Origin of the sequence: Polaromonas sp. (assembly GCF_030689685.1) — a bacterium.
GTDB lineage: Bacteria > Pseudomonadota > Gammaproteobacteria > Burkholderiales > Burkholderiaceae_C > Polaromonas.
This window is the reverse complement of the sequence record NZ_JAUYEY010000022.1, coordinates 53,677-71,769: the sequence shown is the minus strand read 5'-3', so window position 1 is coordinate 71,769 and position 18,093 is coordinate 53,677. Positions and strand designations below refer to the sequence as shown.

Here is an 18,093-nt window from a genome sequence, read left to right as displayed (position 1 = left end):
CCATGGAAACTGCCATCCGCATCAACACGCTGAGCAAGACATTTGGCAATGGCCGCAAGGCGCTGCAACAGATCGACCTGAGCATTGCGCCCGGAGAGATGGTGGCGTTGATCGGGGCTTCCGGCTCCGGAAAATCCACACTGCTGCGACACATGGCGGGCCTGATGGCCGGCGATTCGGCCGGGCAGGGCTCCATCGTGATCCACGGCCGCACGGTGCAGAGCAAGGGAAAAATCGCTGCCAACATCCGCTCCGTGCGTTCTGGCATCGGTTTTGTGTTCCAGCAGTTCAACCTGGTGGGCCGCCTGCCGGTGCTGGTCAATGTGCTGGCCGGCACCCTGCACCGGGTGCCGATGTGGCGCAGCCTGATCCGCTGGTTCACGCCCGAGGAGAAAGCCAGGGGCATCGAAGCTTTGCGCCGGGTCGGCATTGCCGAATGTTTTGCGCAGCGCGCTTCCACTCTGTCGGGCGGCCAGCAGCAGCGCGCCGCCATTGCACGCGCCATGGTGCAGGGCGCCAAAGTAGTGCTGGCCGATGAGCCAATTGCCTCGCTCGACCCGGAGTCCTCGCGCAAGGTGATGGACATCCTGGCGCGCATCAACCGTGAAGACCGCTGCACCGTGGTGGTGTCGCTGCACCAGGTCAATGTGGCCATGAAGTACTGCGTCCGCACCATCGCCCTGCACCAGGGCAAGGTGGTGTACGACGGCCCCTCCGTGGGCCTGACGCCTGCCGTGCTGCGTGATCTGTACGGCGCCGAAGCCGATGACATCCTGTCCCTGGGCGATGCCATTTCCAGCCTGGAAGACAAGGTCAAACCCGTTCCCCACCTGGCCTGGCCGACGCCGATGGCACAGGCTGCCTGATCTCACCTTTCTTAAACATCTCCTCAAGGAATCACCATGATCAAGAAACTATTGACCGGGCTGGCTGCCACGACGCTGCTGGCCCTGGCCCCCCTCCATGCGCAAGACCTCAAGGAAATAAACTTCGGCATCATTTCCACCGAGTCCTCGCAAAACCTGAAGTCGAGCTGGCAGCCGTTACTGGACGACATGGCCAAAAAGACCGGCTACAAGATCAATGCCTTCTTCGCGCCCGACTACGCCGGCATCATCGAAGGCATGCGCTTCAACAAAGTGCATGTGGCCTGGTATGGCAACAAGGCAGCCATGGAGGCGGTGGACCGCGCCAATGGCGAAGTGTTCGCCCAGATGGTCAACGCCGACGGCACCCAGGGCTATTACTCACATCTGATCGTGCACAAGGACAGTCCCCTGAAGAACCTGGACGACGTGCTCAAGAACGCCAAGAGCCTGTCTTTCGGCAATGGCGATCCCAACTCCACCTCGGGCTTCTTGGTGCCCAGCTATTACGTCTTTGCGCAAAACAAAATCGATGCCAAGACCGCCTTCAAGGTGTCGCGCGGCGCCAACCATGAGAGCAACGCGCTGGCTGTGGCCAACAAACAGGTGGATGTGGCCACCAACAACAGCGAGAACCTCGACAAGATCAAGGACGCGCTGCCAGAGAAATTCAAGGACATCCGGATTGTCTGGACGTCCCCGCTGATTCCGCTGGACCCCCTCGTCATGCGCAAGGACCTGCCAGAGGTGTCCAAGCAGAAGATCAAGGACTTCCTGTTTAGCTATGGCAAGGGCGGCGCGCACGAGAAAGAGACGCTGATGAAGCTCTCCAAGCTGTCCGGTTTCAAACCTTCAACCAATGCCCAACTGATTCCGATCCGCCAGCTTGAGCTGTTCAAGGAGCGCAACAAGTTCGAAGCCGATGCCTCGCTACCAGGCGCCGAGAAGCAGGCCAAAGTCGCCGAGATTGACCGCAAGCTCGCAGAGCTGACCAAGAACTGAGCCCGGCCGTGAGTACCACTGCGCGCCTGCCGGTGCCAACGCCGCCTGCGCTGCCGGACATGCCGCGCACCAGCCTGCTGGGCCTGATGGCCTGGGGCGTGCTGCTGGCCTTGCTGGCCCTGTCATGGAAGGGCGCCGACATGCGCCCGCTGGACCTGTTGCGCGACTCCGGCAACATGGCCGAGTACGCAGCCAGTTTTTTTCCGCCCAACTTCAAGGAGTGGCCCAACTACCTGCATGAGATGGTGATCACGGTGCAGATCGCGCTGTGGGGCACGGCGCTGGCCGTGGTCTGTGCCGTGCCGCTGGCGCTGCTGTCCTCCGCCAATATCGCGCCGGTCTGGGTGCGGCAGCCGGTGCGCCGGCTAATGGACGCGGCACGCGCGATCAACGAGATGGTGTTTGCGATGCTGTTCATTGTGGCCGTCGGGCTGGGGCCTTTTGCCGGTGTGCTCGCGCTCTGGATACACACGACGGGCATCCTGGCCAAGCTGTTTTCGGAAGCAGTGGAGTCGATTGACCCGCAGCCGGTCGAGGGCATACGGGCCACCGGCGCCAATGCGCTGGAGGAAATCCTCTATGGTGTGATTCCCCAGGTGTTGCCGCTGTGGATTTCGTACACCTTGTACCGCTTTGAGTCGAATGTGCGCTCAGCTTCGGTGGTCGGCATGGTGGGCGCGGGCGGCATTGGCGTGGTGCTGTGGGAGATCATCCGAGGTTTCCAGTACGCCGAAACCTGCGCGGTGATGATCATCATTGTGGTCACCGTCAGCGTCATTGACCTGATATCGGCGCGTATCCGCAAGGCACTGGTCTAGGACAGCGGGTATGGCGCTGACTCTCGATGAGATCACCGAACTGTTCCATGCGAACGGGGCGGTTCAGTACGGCGCCGAGGCCGTCACCCAGCAGCAGCATGCGCTGCAGTGCGCGCACTTGGCCGAGCAGGCCGACGCCTGCCCGGCCCTGATCGCGGCCGCGCTGCTGCATGACCTCGGGCACCTGCTCGCACTCGAACAGCGGCCCAAATCCGTCGGCGCGGACGACCTGCACCAGTTCATGGCGCTGCCATTTTTGCGGGGTGTGTTTCCGGATGCTGTATTGGCACCGATTCGCATGCATGTCGACGCCAAGCGTTATCTGTGCCGGGTGGATCCAAGCTATTGGGCGGGCCTGTCGCCGGCTTCCAAACGAAGCCTGGTGTTGCAGGGCGGGCCTTTCTCGGGGGATGAAGCCCATGCCTTTATGGTCCAGGCGTTTGCCGCAGATGCCGTGGCGCTTCGGCGCTGGGACGATTGTGCCAAAAATCCGGAAACTTCAACGCCTGGGTGGACACACTATGCCGGCGTTCTAGAGCGCGTTAGCTGCGTCTCGCCGGCGCCTGCAAGATAGTCGGCAAGCTGCTGGCCGGCCTGAGCCAACTCACCACCGTTGACGATCACACAGTCGGCACGCAGGTTGTCGAAGTGGCTATTGCGCGCCAGGCGTCGGGCCACCGCTTCGGCGCTGTCGCGGCCGCGTCGCATCAGGCGCTGGGCCAGCGCGTCGTGATCGGCGTGAATGTGAAGCACGCGCAGACTGGGCGCAGACCGCAAACCGTGGACATGCTCGCGCGATCCATTGACAACCACCAGGCAGCCTGACTGCACCGCTTCTTCGTAGTGCTGCGCGATGCCATAGAAAAAGCCGTGGGCCTGCCAGTGCCAGCTCAGGCCACCCGCCTGCACCAGCGCGGCAAAGGCCGCTGGAGTCACCGGATCGTGGTCAGAGCCCGCGTGTGCCGGGCGGGTCACGAAGCGCCGCGTGAAGACGATGTCGGCGCGGTCCGCCAGGGCGTGTTGTGCATACGCGATCACGCTGTCCTTGCCCGAGCCGGAGGGGCCGCAGACAAATACCCAGGCGCCCGTCATGACCGAGCCCCCACGCTGGTCGCTTCGCGTACTGCGCTGCGCCTTGCAGGCCGCCGCTCGCCGGAGGCTTCGCTTCTGTCGCCTGTCCAAACCTGCGCAGGCAGGTTTGGAGCCGCAGGCGCCAGCCCCGAGGGGGTTGACCTTGCTTGGGGCGACCCTGCGCGGCGGTCCAGCACCGGATTCATGCGCAAAGCCGGATATCGATGACGCGCTGAAAAGCGGCGCCTGGGCTTGTTTCAACAAACAGGCAGAGCCGGTCCAGAGACAGGGGAGTCTCCAGGTTGAGACAGGCCACGTCACCGGCAAGGGCGTGGCTGACCCGTTCGGCGACCGCTGCCTCCACGGGCCCGGTCAGCGTCAGGTGAAAGCGAAAACGCTCCAGCACATACGGATAACCATGCAGGGCCAGCAACTCTGTTTCACGCGCATCGAGACTGGCGCTGCGTCGCGCAAGTTCCGCGTCGCTCAGCGGCGCGCGCAGGTCGTCCAGGTCGGTGACGCAGGCTGCAGCCAGCGCCTGCAAACCTTCCGGCGCAATTTCGGGAACCAAAACCACAAAGTTGCCCAGCGTGGCAAGCTGCAGGGGGCTCAGCGCCACGGGTGCCAGCGCGCGCGCAAGATGGCCCAGCCGCGCGACCAGGTCGGCCTCGTCGTGGCCGGCCGAAAGGTGGAAAGGGGCTTTGAGCGTGGCGTGAAAACCATAACGGCGCGGCTCTGCCGTGATGTATTCAAGCTCGGCCGGGCTGATACCCGGCGCTTCTGGTTGAGGCAGTGCCCTGTTGTCGTTTTCATCGCGGCCCAGCCAGTGCGCACCGAAGGCCCACCAGGGTGAGGTCTTGGCGGGTGAAAAATAAATGGCGTAACGCGCACTCATGCGCCTTCTCCCACGTCTTGACCGGCGCTGACCACCAGTTGCACCCGGTCGCCGCAGAAAACCGTCTCGCCGTATTTGATGGGCCGTCCGTCCATGTCCACATCCAGGCATTCGACACACAACACCGGCCGGTTGGTGGCCTGTTTGAGCAGACGTGCGGTTTCATCGGAAGGCATTTGCGTGGTGATGCGACTTTCTGCACGCAGGTAATCGGCGACACCGAAATGGCGCAGGATGTCGGTGGTGCGGGTTCCGTCGTTCAGCATCTCCAGCAGCCCGGAAAAGCGTGCAGCGGGGTAATACGCGGTGGCCAGTGCAATCGGCTGGTTGTTGGCTTCGTCCAGCATTTCCACCATCAACACCCTGGCTCCCTTGTCCAGCCTGAGTTCGTGTGCGGCACGCTCCGGGGCAGGCATTTCGCGGGCGGTAAGCAACTGTTTGCTCGGCAGCAGTCCCTGGCGTTGGAGGTTCTCGCTGAAGCGGGTCCGGCGAGACAACACATAGTCGAGCAGCTCGTGCTGGACAAAGGTGCCGCGTCCCGGCTCGATGCGCACCAGCCCGTCAAGCTGCAGCGCGGCGACGGCCTGGCGCAGCGTGTGGCGGTTCACGCCGAAGCGCTGCGACAACTCGTTTTCACTGGGCAGACGGCCGCTGGCGGTGAAGGCGCGGTTGCGGATTTCCGCGCTGAGCGTGTCGGCAATCTGTTTCCAGACCGCCACGCCGCTGCGTCGGCCGGGCGCGCTTGAAAGAGCTCGTTCGCTTGTCATCATTTGGTCATGTTGTCCGGTTGAACTAGGAGCCTGGGCGGCAGAAGGCGTCGAAGCGAAAAGTGGCCCCGGCGAGGACAGTTTTTGCCGGGTTTGCAGCCTCATAGCCGTAGCTATGGGGCAAAAAGTCGGTGAAAAATGGACCGTCGCGGCCGCTTTGCAGCCGACGTTCCTTCTGCCGCCCAGGCTCCTAGGGTGTTCTTGCATTTGCTGTGGTGTTTTTTGCACCGTCTTCAACTTTAGTGACTGATTTAGACATCTGTATGACAAACCGAGCTATTGATGAAAACCAGCGCGTGCGCAAGCACTGGCTGGGCGTGCTGTCGCGCGCCGGGCGGGCCGAGCTGGAGCAGGCATTGATGGCGCTGGCGGACCTGCCGCCCATAGAACATGTCCGGCCACCCGAGCCGGGCATGGTCATGCTGCGCGGCCGGGTCGGCGGCACCGGCGATGCCTTCAATCTGGGCGAGGCCACCGTCACGCGTTGTGCGCTGCGGGTGGGCACCGGCGCGCTGGGTGTCGGCTACACGCTCGGGCGCGACCGACGCAAGGCCGAGCTGGTGGCGTTGTTTGATGCGCTGCTGCAGGACGAGACGCGCAAGGCGCAGCTGCTGCGCGAGCTGATAACACCGCTGCAACAAGGGCAGGCGGCAGGGCGCGAGGCCACCAGCCGTTCGGCCGCAGCTTCTAAAGTCGAATTTTTTACTTTTGTCCGGGGCGAGGCATGAATCAACACGCAGTAAGCGCGGGTTTTGGCGACCCTGTGCATGAGGCCCAGGTGGCCTTTCGTGCCGTGCTGGAAGCGCTCTCCCGGCCAGGGCAGCGCATGGCCATCGGCCGGCCAGTCCCCGGTCTAGGCCTCGGCCCCGCACTGGCCCACCTGCTGCTGGCCCTGACCGATGACGATACGCCGGTCTGGTGGCAGCAGCCGGGCAGCGCGGCTGACTGGCTGCGTTTTCATACCGGCGCCAGTGTCGCGGCGGCGCCCTCGCACGCGGCTTTTGCGGTGATCGGCGATGTGGTTGCGATGCCTGCGCTGGAAGCTTTTTCTGCCGGGTCGGTGGAGTCGCCCGAGCAGGCGGCCACTTTGCTGATCGAGGTGCCGTCGCTGAGCGAAGGCCCGGCGGTGGAGTGGCATGGCCCCGGCATACGCGACATGCAGACGGTCCGGCTTGCCGGCCTGCCCGACAGTTTCTGGACCCAGTGGCAGGCCAACCATGCGGCCTTCCCGCAAGGTGTGGACATTGTTTTTACCTGCACGGATACCGCGCTGGGTTTGCCGCGCACCACCCGTGTGCGTCGGTTGGAGGGAGTTGCATGAACCCCGACGCTCACATTTGTTCGCTGCCCCCCGAGGGGGCGCAGGCCGCCTTTGAGGCGGCTCGGCAGGAGGCCTGAGCATGTACGTTGCAGTCAAGGGCGGCACCGCCGCCATCGAAGCCTCCTGGCGCCTGCTGGCCGCGCAGCGCCGCGGCGACACCGCGCTGCCGGCCTTGTCGGTGGCACAGATCCGCGAGCAGTTGCCGCTGGCGGTGGACCGGGTGATGTCGGAAGGTTCGCTCTACGACCCGGAGCTGGCCGCGCTCGCGATCAAGCAGGCTGGCGGTGACCTGATCGAAGCGATTTTCCTGCTGCGTGCCTACCGCACCACCTTGCCGCGCTTCGGCTACAGCCTGCCCATGGACACCGCCCGCATGGCACTGACGCGGCGTGTCTCAGCGACCTTCAAGGATGTTCCAGGCGGCCAGGTGCTGGGCGCGACCTACGACTACACCCAGCGCCTGCTCGACTTTGCGCTGCTGGCCGAAGGTGAGGGCGATGGCGCGCCAGCCGCACCCGCAGAGGCGGCGCAGGCCTTGCCCGACAGCATGCCGCGCATCAATGAACTGATGGCACGTGAGGGCTTGATGGAAATACCGCAACCCGGCGCGCAGGAGGCGCCCGGCGACCTGACGCGTGATCCGCTGATGTTTCCGGCAGAGCGCCCGCTGCGCCTGCAGGCGCTGGCGCGTGGTGACGAAGGCTGGCTGCTGGCGCTGGGTTACTCCACCCAGCGTGGTTACGCCCACAGCCATCCGTTTGCCGGTGAAATCCGGCGTGGCAAGGTTGCGGTGGAAATCCTGGCCGACGAACTCGGGTTTGCGATTGACATCGGCGAGGTCGAGCTGACCGAGTGCCAGATGATCAACCAGTTTGCCGGCAACCGGGAGCATCCGCCGCAGTTCACGCAGGGTTACGGTCTGGCTTTTGGCGGCGCCGAACGCAAGAGCATGGCCATGGCGCTGGTGGACCGGTCGCTTCGCGCGCGAGAGCTCGGCGAATTGGCCACCTCACCGGCGCAGGACGAGGAGTTCGTGCTGTCGCATGCGGACAGCCTTGAGGCCTCCGGTTTTGTGCAGCACCTGAAGCTGCCGCACTACGTGGATTTCCAGTCGGAGCTGGAACTGGTGCGCAAGCTGCGTGCCGCCCACGCGCAGGAAAAGCAAACCGACCCGGGTGAAAAGAACCCTGGGCAGACGGTGGCCACGATACAGAAAGCCGCATGATGGACGAGAACTACAACTTCGGCTTTCTCGACGAGCGCACCAAGAAGATGATCCGGCGCGCCATGCTCAAGGCCGTGGCGATCCCCGGCTACCAGGTGCCCTTCGGCTCGCGCGAGATGCCTTTTGCCTACGGCTGGGGAACGGGAGGCGTGCAGGTCACCGCCAGCATCATCGGGCGCGAGGATGTGCTCAAGGTGATCGACCAGGGCGCCGACGACACGACCAATGCGGCCAACATCCGGCGTTTCTTTGCGCGCACCACCGGTGTGGAAACCACCGAAAAAACCACGGAAGCCAGCATCATCCAGACCCGGCACCGCATTCCGGAAACCGCTCTGAAGGAAGGCCAGATCATGGTCTACCAGGTGCCGATGCCGGAGCCGCTGTTTCGCCTCGAACCACGCCGCCGAGAAACCATCACCATGCATGCGCTGGCCGAGTATGGCCTGATGAACGTGAAGCTCTACGAGGACATTGCCCAGCTCGGCGCGATCTCCAAGACCTACGACTACCCGGTGCTGGTCAACGGGCGATACCTGGCCTCGCCCTCGCCGATACCGAAATTCGACAACCCCAAGATGCACATGAATCCGGCGCTGCAACTGTTCGGGGCCGGGCGGGAAAAACGGATTTACGCGATTCCGCCTTACACCGCAGTGCGCAGCCTGGATTTCGAAGACCATCCCTTCGAGGTGCAGCGCTGGGACCATGCCTGCGCGTTGTGTGGCGCGGCCGACAGCTTTCTCGATGAAATGATTGTGGACGACGCCGGCAGCCGCCTGTTTGTCTGTTCGGACAGCGACTACTGCGGCGAACGCCGTGATACCGGCCATGTCGGGACGCAACAGGCGGTACAGATGCCTGATGCGCTGGCGCGCGCAGACGCGGAGGGCGCGCGATGAGCAGCAACATGCTTCTATCTGTTCACGGCGCCGGCAAACAGTTCATGCAGGCCAACCGCCTGCGCTGGGCCTGCCGCGATGTGAGTTTTGACCTCTATCCGGGCGAGGTGCTGGCGGTGGTGGGTGAATCCGGATCCGGCAAATCGACTTTGCTGCGCTTGGTGGCTGCCCGCCTGGCCTGCGATGCCGGGTCCGTGCATTACGACGTGCGAGACGAGGCGGGTGCCGCCGGCGCCGCGCCCGCCCGCAGCGAAGCCGGCCTGGTCAACCTGGCCGATCTGTCCGAAGCCCGCTTGCGCTGGCTGGCCCGCACCGACTGGGGTTTTGTCGAGCAGCACGCACGCGACGGCCTGCGCATGAATGTTTCCGGTGGCGCCAACATCGGCGAACGCATGATGGCCCTGGGCAGCCGCCACTACGGCAAGCTGCGCGGGCAGGCACTGGACTGGATGGAGCGTGTCGAACTCGATGTAGACCGCATCGACGACCTGCCGGGCACTTATTCGGGCGGCATGCAGCAGCGCTTGCAGATCGCGCGCAACCTGGTCACGCACCCGCGGCTGGTCTTCATGGATGAACCGACCACCGGACTTGATGTGTCGGTCCAGGCGCGCTTGCTGGACCTGCTGCGCGAACTGGTAGACCAACTGCAGCTAGCAGCGGTGATCGTGACCCACGACCTGGCCGTCGCCCGCCTGCTAGCGCACCGCATGCTGGTCATGAAGGACGGGCAGGTGGTCGAGCAGGGACTCACCGACCGCGTGCTTGACGACCCGCAGCATGCCTACACGCAACTGCTGGTGTCCTCGGTGCTCACGCCTTGAGGCCACTCCATCAACACCCACCAGGTGACACCCTTGACTGCCTTGCTTGAAACCACCCAACTTTCAAAAACCTTCACCCTGCACGGTCGCGGCGGGCTGGCGCTGCCGGTTTTCTCGGGCATCAACCTCAGCGTCTTTGCTGGTGAATGCCTGGCGCTGACCGGCCACTCCGGCAGCGGCAAAAGCTCGTTGCTGCGCTGCCTGTACGGCAACTACGGTGCCAGTGCTGGCGAGGTGCGTGTGCGCCACGACGACGCGTGGGTCCGCCTCTCGCAAGCCGCACCGCGCGAAGTGCTGGAGGTGCGGCGCCGTACCCTGGGTTATGTGTCGCAGTTTCTGCGCGTGATCCCGCGTGTCTCGACGCTGGACATCGTGGCCGAGCCGCTGCGCCGCCTCGGTGTCGCCGCCGACGATGCGCGCGCAGAAGCAGCGCAGTGGCTGGCACGCCTGAACCTGCAGGAGCGTCTCTGGCATTTGCCGCCGGCAACCTTTTCCGGCGGGGAGCAGCAACGCGTCAATATTGCCCACGGCCTGATCGCCAGCCAACCGGTGTTGCTGCTCGACGAGCCCACCGCATCGCTGGATGCAGACAACCGAGCCGTCGTGGTGGACCTGATCCGGGCTGCGCGTGCACGGGGCGCTGCCATCGTCGGCATTTTTCACGACGACGAAGTCCGCGAGGCGGTGGCGAGCCGCTGCTTTGACGTTGAACAGCATCGCCCATCCCACTGAACCGGAAACCGCACATGACACAACGCATCATCAAAAACGCCAGGATAGTTACCGCCGACGAGGAATTCATCGGTTGCATGGTGATCGAGGGGCACAACATCCGATCTATCGACTGCGGCGATACGTCTGTGGCCAGTGCCGAAGACTGGGCCGGCGACTGGCTGCTGCCCGGCCTGGTCGAGTTGCATACCGACAACCTGGAAAAACACCTGGTGCCGCGTCCGGGGGTGCTCTGGAATGCCCACTCGGCCACCGTCATGCATGACGCCTTGTGCGCTGCTGCCGGTATCACCACGGTGCTTGACTCCATCGTGATCGGCGACATGGACCGCGGTGGCGCCCGCAGCCAGACCCAGCATGTTTCCATCCAGGCGCTGCACGAATGCCGGGGTGAAGGCCTGCTTCGGGTCGACCACCTGCTGCACCTGCGTTGCGAGATTTCGACTCCCGATATCGTCGAGGTTTTTGGGCGCTACGCCGACGATTCGCTGCTGGAGCTGGTCAGCGTGATGGACCACACGCCGGGCCAGCGGCAGTGGCGTGACCTCGGCAAATACCGGCGTTATTCCGAACGTTACGGCCGCTTCGACGATGCGCAGTACGAGGCGCTGGTGGCGGAACTGACGGCGCACCAGTTGCGTTATGCCATCCCCAACCGCGCCGCCGTGATTGCCGCCAGCCATGCGCGTGGCGTGCCGCTGGCCAGCCACGACGACACGGAAGTCGAACACGTGGCGCAAGCCAGCGAGGAAAACATTGCCATCTCCGAATTTCCGACCACGGTGGCCGCGGCGCAGGCGGCACGTGATGCCGGCATTGCCATCGTGATGGGCGGCCCCAACCTCGTGAAGGGCGGCTCGCATTCGGGCAATGTGTCGGCGGCTGAGCTGGCCCGGCTGGACCTGCTGGACATCTTTTCATCGGACTACGTGCCGGCCAGTTTGCTGCAGTCGGCCTTTCTGCTGTGCGAGACCGCCGGCTGGAGCCTGCCCAAGGCTGTCAACACCGTCACCCGCAACCCGGCCCGGGCGATCGGCCTGACGGATCGCGGCGAGCTGGCGCCCGGCCTGCGCGCCGACCTGATCCGCGTGCGCAAAAGCGGCGGCATGCCCATCGTGCGTGGCGCCTGGCATTTGGGAGAAAGGGCTTTCTGAGATGTCGGACACAGCGGTGCATGTGTCAGCCGGGCGCCTACATGCGGTCTGGCTGCCTGCTGACTGGCCCAAATTTGCCGGCTCTCCTACAGTCACAGCCATCAACACACACCTGTGCCACTGATCTACCAAGGAGCTGCCATGAGAGTCGATACCCCGCTCGCCAATCCGTTTGCACTGATGCTGGCACCCCAGCAGGTGCTGGAGGCGATGGAAAAGTCGGATGCGCTGCGCCGGCTGCAGCACCAGGTGTTTCACCCGCTGGACACACGTGCCGCCTTCCAGGCCGATGCCGATCTGGCCGCTTTTGATGCGGCGATTGAACGCGCCAACATCGTGCTGCCGCCAGAGTCCAACGAGCCCGCTTAAGCCTTTGAGGCCGGCGCGGCTTTCACCGGCTCGCGCATGGTCACAAACTCTTCGGCCACCGTCGGGTGGATGCCGATGGTGCTGTCGAACACGGCCTTGGTGGCGCCGGCTTTCATCGCCACCGCAAAACCCTGAACAATCTCACCCGCATCCGGGCCCACCATGTGCAGGCCGACCACCCGGTCGGTTGCATCGTCCACCAGCAGCTTCATCAGTGTGCGTTCGCTGCTCCCGCTCAGGGTGTGTTTGAGCGCCTTGAAGTCGGCGCGGAACACCGAGATGTGGCCGAACTCCTTGCGCGCATCAGCTTCTGAATAACCTACCGTGCCAATGTTCGGGTGCGTGAACACGGCTGTCGGCACAAATTCATAACTCATGCTGCGCGGCTTCTTGCCGGCGGCAGCGCCCAGCAAATGGTCGACCACCACCATGGCTTCGCCAAGTGCCACCGGCGTGAGCTGCAGGCGCGCCGTCACGTCGCCGAGCGCATAGACCGAGGGCAGCGAGGTTTGGTAGTGGCTGTTGACCTCAATCGCGCCCTTGGCATTGAGCTTGACGCCAGCCGCTTCCAGGCCGAGACCGCTGGTGTTGGGCACGCGGCCAGTGGCGTAGAGCACGGCATCCACCGTACAGGCTGTAGCCCCGCCCTTGAGCTCGACAGTCAGGCCGTCAGCGGTTTTGCCGATGGCGGCGACTTCGGCGCCGAACTGCAGGCGCACGCCGGTCCTGGCCATCTCGGCGGCGACAAAGCTGCGCACATCGTCGTCAAAACCGGTCAGCAGCTTTTCGCCGCGGTGCACCTGGATCACCTCGGCGCCCAGGCCATTGAAGATGGAGGCGAACTCGCAGGCGATGTAGCCGCCACCGACCACCAGCAGGCGTTTCGGGAAGGGCGTCAGGTCGAACATCTGGTCCGAGGTCAGGATGTGCTCGCGCCCGGTCACGGCGGGCACGGTCGGCGTGCCACCGGTGGCGATCAGGATGTTTTTGGCGGTGAAGGTCCGGTCTTCCACCTTCACCGTGTGACCGTCCACCAGCGTGGCCCAGCCGGTGATGATGGTCGCGCCGGCGCCGGCCAACAGGCCCTGATAGATGCTGTTCAGGCGGGTGATCTCCCGCGCGCGATTCGCCTTGAGAACCTCCCAGTCGAAGACCGGGGCCTCGCCAGCCCAGCCGAAACCGTGCGATTCCTCAAAGGCTTCGGCATAGTGCGCGGCATAGCTGTAGAGCTTTTTCGGGATGCAGCCGACGTTGACACAGGTGCCGCCCATGGCCGCTACTTCGGCCAGCGCCACACGCGCCCCGCGTTGCGCCGCCATGCGCGCGGCGCGCACGCCGCCGCTACCGCCGCCTATGACAAACAGGTCAAAGTCAAAATTTTTCATGGATGGAGGATAGGTTTTGCATCCTTCGAGCATGCCTGCAGCGCCGTGAACCTGCAACGGGCGGGGGATTGTTTGTAAAAATGATAGCTGTCGGCGCAGGCGGGGCGGGGGCTTTGGGTGCTTTCTATTATCAATCTGGACGGTTGAAGGCCTGGCGGTAACGAATCAGCTCCAGCGCGCCTATACACACCGCCAGCCAGGCCGTGCCTGAGGCAAAACCCGCCAGCACGTCGCTGGCAAAGTGAACCTGCAGGAAAACGCGGCTGCTGCCGATCGTGAACGCCAGCACCGTGGCAAGCAGCACGGCCGCCATGCGCAGGCTGGCTGGCCAGTGTGCCGGCAGCAGGCGCACCAGCAGATAGGCCAGCATGCCGTAGGCCACGACGGAGCTGGAGGCGTGACCGCTGGGAAAGCTCCAGCCGTCGGCAAACACCAGTGCCTGATCGTGCACCGGACGGGTCCGCGCAAAAATTGCCTTGAGCGCAGGGTTGAGCAACGCATTGCCTGCAATCGCCAGCACCCATCCTGCGGCCAGCCAGCGCTGGCGCTGGTACAGCAACAGCAGGGCCACCAGCACGCACAGCACGGTCAGCGTGAGGGGATCACCGAGATGCGTGATCGTTGTAAACACGCGCAACACGTTTTTCGGGCTGTTGCCCGCCAGCGTGTCTGAAAAAAGCAGGTCCAGCCGGCCCAGTTGCCTGCCGTCTCCCAGCATCTCCGCGATTTCCGCAAACAGCGCAGCCGCGCCGGCGATGATGCCAAAGCCCAGGGCCAGATAGGCGGCCAGGTAAGCCAGTGGCGGCCAGCGGCTTTCCTTGCGGCGCAAGCCGTAGCGTTGCGCCAGGTGCCAGAGCACGGCCACGCCCGCCAGCACCAGCAGCAGCGTGACGCCAAAGGCCAGCAGGGCATGGGCACCCAGTGCCTGAACCACGGCCGTTACGGCAGGCGAGTCAGGTGCCATGGCAGAAAGCCGGCAAGGGGCAGGGGTGGTTTCGCATGTTCGCCAGCTTACCGGGTTTGGGCGGGGAAACCGGCCCCAAAAAGGGCTGGTGAGCCCTGGTCACGATAATCGGTGTATGACCCAACCTAATTTCCCTTCTCCGGCAACGATTGCCGCGACCTCTGGTCCGGGGGATGCTGGCAACGATTTCAGCGCCCTTTCCCTGAATCCTGCCACCCTCGCCAACCTGACACTGCTGGGCTACACCCGCATGACACCGATTCAGGCCGCCAGCCTGCCGGTGGCATTGCTTGGCAAGGACCTGATCGCCCAGGCCAAAACCGGCAGCGGCAAGACGGCTGCCTTTGCCCTGGCCCTGCTGGCCAACCTCAACGCGCGGCGTTTTGCGGTGCAGGCCATGGTGTTGTGCCCGACGCGTGAGCTGGCCGACCAGGTCGCCACCGAAATCCGGCGCCTGGCGCGGTCCGAAGAAAACATCAAGGTGGTGGTGCTGTGCGGCGGCGTGCCGCTGCGCAACCAGACCGCCAGCCTGGAAAACGGCGCGCATATCGTGGTTGGCACGCCAGGCCGCATCATGGACCACCTGGCACGTGGCCACCTGACGCTGGAAGCGATGAACACCCTGGTGCTCGACGAAGCCGACCGCATGCTGGACATGGGCTTTTTTGAGGACATCGTCACCGTCGCCAAACAATGCCCGAAAGAGCGACAGACCCTGCTGTTTTCAGCCACCTACCCGGAAGGCATTGCCAAACTGAGCCAGCAATTCATGAAGGCGCCGCAAACCATCACCGTGCAGGCGCAGCATGAAAAAACCAAGATCCAGCAGCGCTGGTACCAGGTGCCCGACAGCGACCACGACGAGGCCCGGCTCGGCGCCGTGGCCCAGGTGCTGCGCCACTTTCGCCCGGCCAGCACGCTGGCGTTTTGCAACACCAAGTCGCAATGCCGCGCGTTGGTGGCCTATCTGAAAGCCCAGGGTTTCAGCGCGCTGGCCTTGTTCGGCGAGCTGGAGCAGCGCGAGCGCGACCAGGTGCTGGTGCAGTTTTCCAACCGCAGTTGTTCGGTACTGGTGGCCACCGATGTGGCCGCGCGTGGCCTGGACATTGCCCAGCTCGCGATGGTCATCAACGTCGACGTGACGCCGGACGCCGAGGTGCACATTCACCGCATCGGCCGCACCGGCCGTGCCGACGAGGAGGGCTGGGCCATCAGCCTGGTCAGCATGGACGAGATGGGTTATGTCGGGAAAATCGAGGTGCTGCAGAAGGCCGAATCCGAATGGCACAAGCTGACCGAACTGACACCCGCCAGCAACGAGCCGCTGCTGCCGCCCATGGTGACCCTGCAGATCGTTGGCGGGCGCAAGGAAAAAATCCGCGCTGGCGACGTGTTGGGCGCTCTGACCGGGGACGCCGGCAACATCCCGCCCTTCACGCGTGAGCAGGTTGGCAAGATCAATGTCAACGAGTTCTCGACCTATGTCGCGGTGGACCGCGCGCTGGCCAGCCAGGCGCAGCAAAAACTCGCCAACGGCGGTGTCAAGGGCAAAAGTGTCAAGGTCCGCTTCATGGACGAGGCCTGAGCCCTATTCAGCATCAAATCGGGCTCCAGCCCATGACGGACGGGCGTAAGTAGCTATAAAAACAGTAGCGCCTGACGAGCTGCGAGGACTGTCTGTAGGCGAACGTGCCGCGCTTGCGTCAGGCGCCGGGATGGCCGGGCATGAGGCGGTGGCGCGAGTTGCCGGCGGGGGTATTCAACCTCTTCACAATCAAGCATGGCGGGGGATGTCCGGCCTGCAGTAGATGCTGCTGCCGCCTTCGCGCCTCACCCCTTCGCAGCCAGCGCCTGCGGCTGCGCACCCCTTTCAGGAACATTGCCATGGTCAGGCTCAAATTTTCGATAGAACTTGCATACCAGGTGGCAGATGCCGGCTGCGACTTTGTGTTCAACATTCACGCGGCGCAGACGCGGCAGCAAATTGTGGTCAGTGAAGCCCTGGGCATCAGCCAGGTGTTGCAGCCTGATATTTACGCCGACGCCGCCAGTCACAACCGTTACCTGCGGTTTCGTGCCGCGCCCGGCCCGCTGACCGTGAGTTACACGGCCACAGTCGATGTGCACCACTACCGCGAGTTGCCCGACAACCTGTCTGAAATCGGCGTGCTGCAACTGCCCGGCCAGGTGCTGCCTTACCTCTACCCCAGCCGTTATTGCCAGTCCGACCGCTTGCACCGGCTTGCGGTCAAGGAGTTCGGCCACCTGCGACAGGGTTACAGCCGGGTGCAGGCGATCCGCGACTGGGTCAATCAACGCGTGACCTTCACCGCCAACAGCTCGACCGGCTACACCACGGCGGTGGACACGCTGATCGACGAGGCCGGCGTCTGCCGCGACTTTGCGCACCTGATGATTGCGCTGTGCCGCGCGGTCAACATCCCGGCGCGGTTTGTCAGTGGCATCGACTACGGCGCCGACCCGGCGCTGGGACCGACCGACTTCCATGCCTATGTGGAGGTCTACCTCGGCCACCGCTGGTATATGTTTGACCCCTCGGGCACCGCGATTCCGATGGGGTTTGTGCGTTTAGCCACCGGTCGCGACGCGGCTGACGCCGCGTTTGCGACGATGTTTGGAGGTGTTACGTCGTCGGCGCCGGTAATCAGTATCGAGGCGCTGCCGGACGACCAGGGCAACCTTGCGTTGCCACAGCATATCGCCGAGGCGTTGTCCACTGCAGGCGCGGAATTTACCTCGTGAGTAACAGGCGTTAAGCCTCCCGGCTTTTTGCTGCGCGCCGGCGCCGCTCCAGGACTGGGAGAACTACAGCGACTTCTTCATCCACTTCGCCAGCTCGCCGACGATGCCGCGCCGGAACGCGAGTACGCAAATGACGAAAACAATCCCCTGCACGATGGTGACCCAGGCGCCCAGATGCGCCAGGTAGTTCTGCATCGAGATGATGACCGCCGCGCCCACCACGGGCCCAAAAATCGTGCCCATCCCGCCAAGCAGCGTCATCAGCACCACCTCGCCGGACATGGTCCAGTGCACGTCGGTCAGCGAGGCGAGCTGGAAGACGAGTGCCTTGGTGGCGCCCGCCATGCCGGCCAGGCCGCCGGAAATCACGAACGCCATCAGCTTGTAGCGGTCGGCGTCGTAGCCGAGCGAAATGGCGCGGTCTTCGTTTTCGCGGATCGCCTTCAGCACCTGGCCGAACGGCGAATGCACGACGCGGTAGATCAGCAGGAAGCCGCCGAGGAACACCGCCAGCACGACCGCGTACATGGCGAGCGGCTGGTTCAGGTCGATCAGGCCGAACAGCTTGCCGCGCGGCACCGCCTGGATGCCATCCTCTCCGCCGGTAAACGGCGCTTGCAGATAGAAGAAGTAGAGCATCTGCGCCAGCGCCAACGTGATCATCGCGAAGTAGATTCCCTGGCGGCGGATCGCCAGCAGGCCGGCAAAGAAGCCAAGCAGCACCGCGGTCGCGGTGCCGAACAGAATCGCCAGTTCCGGCGTCAAGCCCCAAACCTTGGCCGCGTGCGCCGACGCATAGCCGGCGGTGCCGAGGAACATCGCGTGGCCGAACGACAGCAGGCCGCCAAAGCCGATCAGCAGGTTGAAGGCACACGCGAACAGCGCGAAGCACAGCACCTTCATCAGGAAGATCGGGTAGATGAACAGCGGCGCGACCAGCAGGAAGCCGGTCATCACGAGAAACGCGATGCGCTGCACGCGCAGGTCGTCGGCCATTTTCGACGATGGTACGGCGGGGGTCTTGGCTTCAGCGGG

20 protein-coding genes are annotated in these 18,093 nt (G+C 64.1%); 14 read left to right on the top strand and 6 right to left on the bottom strand.

Annotated elements, in window-relative coordinates:
* Positions 1-2: 2 nt before the first annotated feature.
* The 4 genes from phnC to Q8O29_RS06035 are packed head-to-tail and all read left to right on the top strand — an operon-like array spanning position 3 to position 3,260.
* A complete protein-coding gene (gene phnC / locus Q8O29_RS06050) occupies positions 3-866 on the top strand; it encodes a phosphonate ABC transporter ATP-binding protein (RefSeq protein WP_305561157.1) in 864 nt (287 codons plus the stop codon).
* A gap of 36 nt (positions 867-902) precedes the next feature.
* Entirely contained in the window at positions 903-1,868 is a 966-nt protein-coding gene (phnD, locus tag Q8O29_RS06045; protein ID WP_305561156.1) for a phosphonate ABC transporter substrate-binding protein, read from the top strand.
* Positions 1,869-1,927: 59 nt separating this feature from the next.
* Entirely contained in the window at positions 1,928-2,686 is a 759-nt protein-coding gene (phnE, locus tag Q8O29_RS06040; protein ID WP_305561197.1) for a phosphonate ABC transporter, permease protein PhnE, read from the top strand.
* 10 nt (positions 2,687-2,696) lie between these two features.
* The gene (locus Q8O29_RS06035; protein ID WP_305561155.1) at positions 2,697-3,260 is read left to right on the top strand and encodes a phosphonate degradation HD-domain oxygenase; all 564 of its coding nucleotides are present in this window, start codon (positions 2,697-2,699) and stop codon (positions 3,258-3,260) included.
* Here Q8O29_RS06035 and phnN read toward each other — a convergent pair.
* The 3 genes from phnN to phnF form a co-directional block, all read right to left on the bottom strand.
* On the bottom strand, positions 3,206-3,778 hold the full coding sequence (phnN, locus tag Q8O29_RS06030) for a phosphonate metabolism protein/1,5-bisphosphokinase (PRPP-forming) PhnN (RefSeq protein WP_305561154.1): 573 nt from the start codon (positions 3,776-3,778) through the stop codon (positions 3,206-3,208). The two genes, Q8O29_RS06035 and phnN, sit on opposite strands and share 55 nt — an antisense overlap.
* Positions 3,779-3,959: 181 nt before the next feature.
* Complete coding sequence (locus Q8O29_RS06025) at positions 3,960-4,652, bottom strand: DUF1045 domain-containing protein (RefSeq protein ID WP_305561153.1); 693 nt, start codon at positions 4,650-4,652, stop codon at positions 3,960-3,962.
* On the bottom strand, positions 4,649-5,422 hold the full coding sequence (phnF, locus tag Q8O29_RS06020; protein ID WP_305561152.1) for a phosphonate metabolism transcriptional regulator PhnF: 774 nt from the start codon (positions 5,420-5,422) through the stop codon (positions 4,649-4,651). The genes Q8O29_RS06025 and phnF overlap by 4 nt, the downstream gene beginning before the upstream one ends.
* A 260-nt stretch (positions 5,423-5,682) precedes the next feature.
* On the opposite strand from phnF, the gene phnG reads away from it, so the two are divergent.
* The 8 genes from phnG (at position 5,683) to Q8O29_RS05980 (ending at position 11,946) form a co-directional block, all read left to right on the top strand.
* Complete coding sequence (gene phnG / locus Q8O29_RS06015; RefSeq protein WP_305561151.1) at positions 5,683-6,147, top strand: phosphonate C-P lyase system protein PhnG; 465 nt, start codon at positions 5,683-5,685, stop codon at positions 6,145-6,147.
* Positions 6,144-6,740, top strand: coding sequence for a phosphonate C-P lyase system protein PhnH (gene phnH / locus Q8O29_RS06010; protein ID WP_305561150.1), 597 nt, complete (start codon positions 6,144-6,146; stop codon positions 6,738-6,740). Before phnG ends, phnH begins: the two co-directional genes overlap by 4 nt.
* Positions 6,741-6,819: 79 nt before the next feature.
* A complete protein-coding gene (locus tag Q8O29_RS06005) occupies positions 6,820-7,965 on the top strand; it encodes a carbon-phosphorus lyase complex subunit PhnI (protein ID WP_305561149.1) in 1,146 nt (381 codons plus the stop codon).
* Positions 7,962-8,867: an alpha-D-ribose 1-methylphosphonate 5-phosphate C-P-lyase PhnJ gene (locus tag Q8O29_RS06000; RefSeq protein ID WP_305561148.1), complete on the top strand. Its 906-nt coding sequence runs from the start codon at positions 7,962-7,964 to the stop codon at positions 8,865-8,867. Before Q8O29_RS06005 ends, Q8O29_RS06000 begins: the two co-directional genes overlap by 4 nt.
* Positions 8,864-9,691, top strand: a complete 828-nt coding sequence (gene phnK / locus Q8O29_RS05995; RefSeq protein WP_371134159.1) for a phosphonate C-P lyase system protein PhnK — start codon at positions 8,864-8,866, stop codon at positions 9,689-9,691. The genes Q8O29_RS06000 and phnK overlap by 4 nt, the downstream gene beginning before the upstream one ends.
* Before the next feature lie 33 nt (positions 9,692-9,724).
* The gene (gene phnL / locus Q8O29_RS05990) at positions 9,725-10,423 is read left to right on the top strand and encodes a phosphonate C-P lyase system protein PhnL (protein ID WP_305561146.1); all 699 of its coding nucleotides are present in this window, start codon (positions 9,725-9,727) and stop codon (positions 10,421-10,423) included.
* 14 nt (positions 10,424-10,437) lie between these two features.
* Positions 10,438-11,577 carry an alpha-D-ribose 1-methylphosphonate 5-triphosphate diphosphatase gene (locus tag Q8O29_RS05985; RefSeq protein WP_305561145.1) on the top strand — a complete coding sequence of 380 codons (1,140 nt, stop codon included), beginning with the start codon at positions 10,438-10,440 and terminating at the stop codon, positions 11,575-11,577.
* Between the two features lie 141 nt (positions 11,578-11,718).
* Positions 11,719-11,946, top strand: coding sequence for a hypothetical protein (locus tag Q8O29_RS05980; RefSeq protein WP_305561144.1), 228 nt, complete (start codon positions 11,719-11,721; stop codon positions 11,944-11,946).
* On the opposite strand, the gene gorA is transcribed toward Q8O29_RS05980, so the two are convergent.
* Positions 11,943-13,331 carry a glutathione-disulfide reductase gene (gorA, locus tag Q8O29_RS05975; protein WP_305561143.1) on the bottom strand — a complete coding sequence of 463 codons (1,389 nt, stop codon included), beginning with the start codon at positions 13,329-13,331 and terminating at the stop codon, positions 11,943-11,945. The genes Q8O29_RS05980 and gorA overlap by 4 nt on opposite strands.
* Before the next feature lie 130 nt (positions 13,332-13,461).
* Positions 13,462-14,295, bottom strand: coding sequence for a phosphatase PAP2 family protein (locus Q8O29_RS05970; RefSeq protein WP_305561142.1), 834 nt, complete (start codon positions 14,293-14,295; stop codon positions 13,462-13,464).
* A 115-nt stretch (positions 14,296-14,410) separates the two neighbouring features.
* Here Q8O29_RS05970 and dbpA point away from each other — a divergent pair, with 115 nt between their 5' ends.
* Both dbpA and Q8O29_RS05960 read left to right on the top strand, forming a co-directional pair.
* A complete protein-coding gene (dbpA, locus tag Q8O29_RS05965; protein WP_305561141.1) occupies positions 14,411-15,880 on the top strand; it encodes an ATP-dependent RNA helicase DbpA in 1,470 nt (489 codons plus the stop codon).
* A gap of 299 nt (positions 15,881-16,179) precedes the next feature.
* Positions 16,180-17,058 carry a transglutaminase family protein gene (locus Q8O29_RS05960; protein ID WP_305561140.1) on the top strand — a complete coding sequence of 293 codons (879 nt, stop codon included), beginning with the start codon at positions 16,180-16,182 and terminating at the stop codon, positions 17,056-17,058.
* A gap of 63 nt (positions 17,059-17,121) precedes the next feature.
* Here the strand turns inward: Q8O29_RS05960 and Q8O29_RS05955 are convergent, their stop codons facing one another.
* Entirely contained in the window at positions 17,122-18,054 is a 933-nt protein-coding gene (locus Q8O29_RS05955; protein WP_305561139.1) for a branched-chain amino acid ABC transporter permease, read from the bottom strand.
* Positions 18,055-18,093 lie beyond the last annotated feature (39 nt).

Excerpts from the sequence above, each read along its gene's own strand:
- phnC (WP_305561157.1), top strand. The coding sequence starts at position 3 with ATGGAAACTGCCATCCGCATCAACACGCTGAGCAAGACATTTGGCAAT.
- phnD (WP_305561156.1), top strand. The coding sequence starts at position 903 with ATGATCAAGAAACTATTGACCGGGCTGGCTGCCACGACGCTGCTGGCC.
- phnE (WP_305561197.1), top strand. The coding sequence starts at position 1,928 with ATGCCGCGCACCAGCCTGCTGGGCCTGATGGCCTGGGGCGTGCTGCTG.
- Q8O29_RS06035 (WP_305561155.1), top strand. The coding sequence starts at position 2,697 with ATGGCGCTGACTCTCGATGAGATCACCGAACTGTTCCATGCGAACGGG.
- phnN (WP_305561154.1), bottom strand. The coding sequence starts at position 3,778 with ATGACGGGCGCCTGGGTATTTGTCTGCGGCCCCTCCGGCTCGGGCAAG.
- Q8O29_RS06025 (WP_305561153.1), bottom strand. The coding sequence starts at position 4,652 with ATGAGTGCGCGTTACGCCATTTATTTTTCACCCGCCAAGACCTCACCC.
- phnF (WP_305561152.1), bottom strand. The coding sequence starts at position 5,422 with ATGATGACAAGCGAACGAGCTCTTTCAAGCGCGCCCGGCCGACGCAGC.
- phnG (WP_305561151.1), top strand. The coding sequence starts at position 5,683 with ATGACAAACCGAGCTATTGATGAAAACCAGCGCGTGCGCAAGCACTGG.
- phnH (WP_305561150.1), top strand. The coding sequence starts at position 6,144 with ATGAATCAACACGCAGTAAGCGCGGGTTTTGGCGACCCTGTGCATGAG.
- Q8O29_RS06005 (WP_305561149.1), top strand. The coding sequence starts at position 6,820 with ATGTACGTTGCAGTCAAGGGCGGCACCGCCGCCATCGAAGCCTCCTGG.
- Q8O29_RS06000 (WP_305561148.1), top strand. The coding sequence starts at position 7,962 with ATGATGGACGAGAACTACAACTTCGGCTTTCTCGACGAGCGCACCAAG.
- phnK (WP_371134159.1), top strand. The coding sequence starts at position 8,864 with ATGAGCAGCAACATGCTTCTATCTGTTCACGGCGCCGGCAAACAGTTC.
- Q8O29_RS05985 (WP_305561145.1), top strand. The coding sequence starts at position 10,438 with ATGACACAACGCATCATCAAAAACGCCAGGATAGTTACCGCCGACGAG.
- Q8O29_RS05980 (WP_305561144.1), top strand. The coding sequence starts at position 11,719 with ATGAGAGTCGATACCCCGCTCGCCAATCCGTTTGCACTGATGCTGGCA.
- gorA (WP_305561143.1), bottom strand. The coding sequence starts at position 13,331 with ATGAAAAATTTTGACTTTGACCTGTTTGTCATAGGCGGCGGTAGCGGC.
- Q8O29_RS05970 (WP_305561142.1), bottom strand. The coding sequence starts at position 14,295 with ATGGCACCTGACTCGCCTGCCGTAACGGCCGTGGTTCAGGCACTGGGT.
- dbpA (WP_305561141.1), top strand. The coding sequence starts at position 14,411 with ATGACCCAACCTAATTTCCCTTCTCCGGCAACGATTGCCGCGACCTCT.
- Q8O29_RS05960 (WP_305561140.1), top strand. The coding sequence starts at position 16,180 with ATGGTCAGGCTCAAATTTTCGATAGAACTTGCATACCAGGTGGCAGAT.
- Q8O29_RS05955 (WP_305561139.1), bottom strand. The coding sequence starts at position 18,054 with ATGGCCGACGACCTGCGCGTGCAGCGCATCGCGTTTCTCGTGATGACC.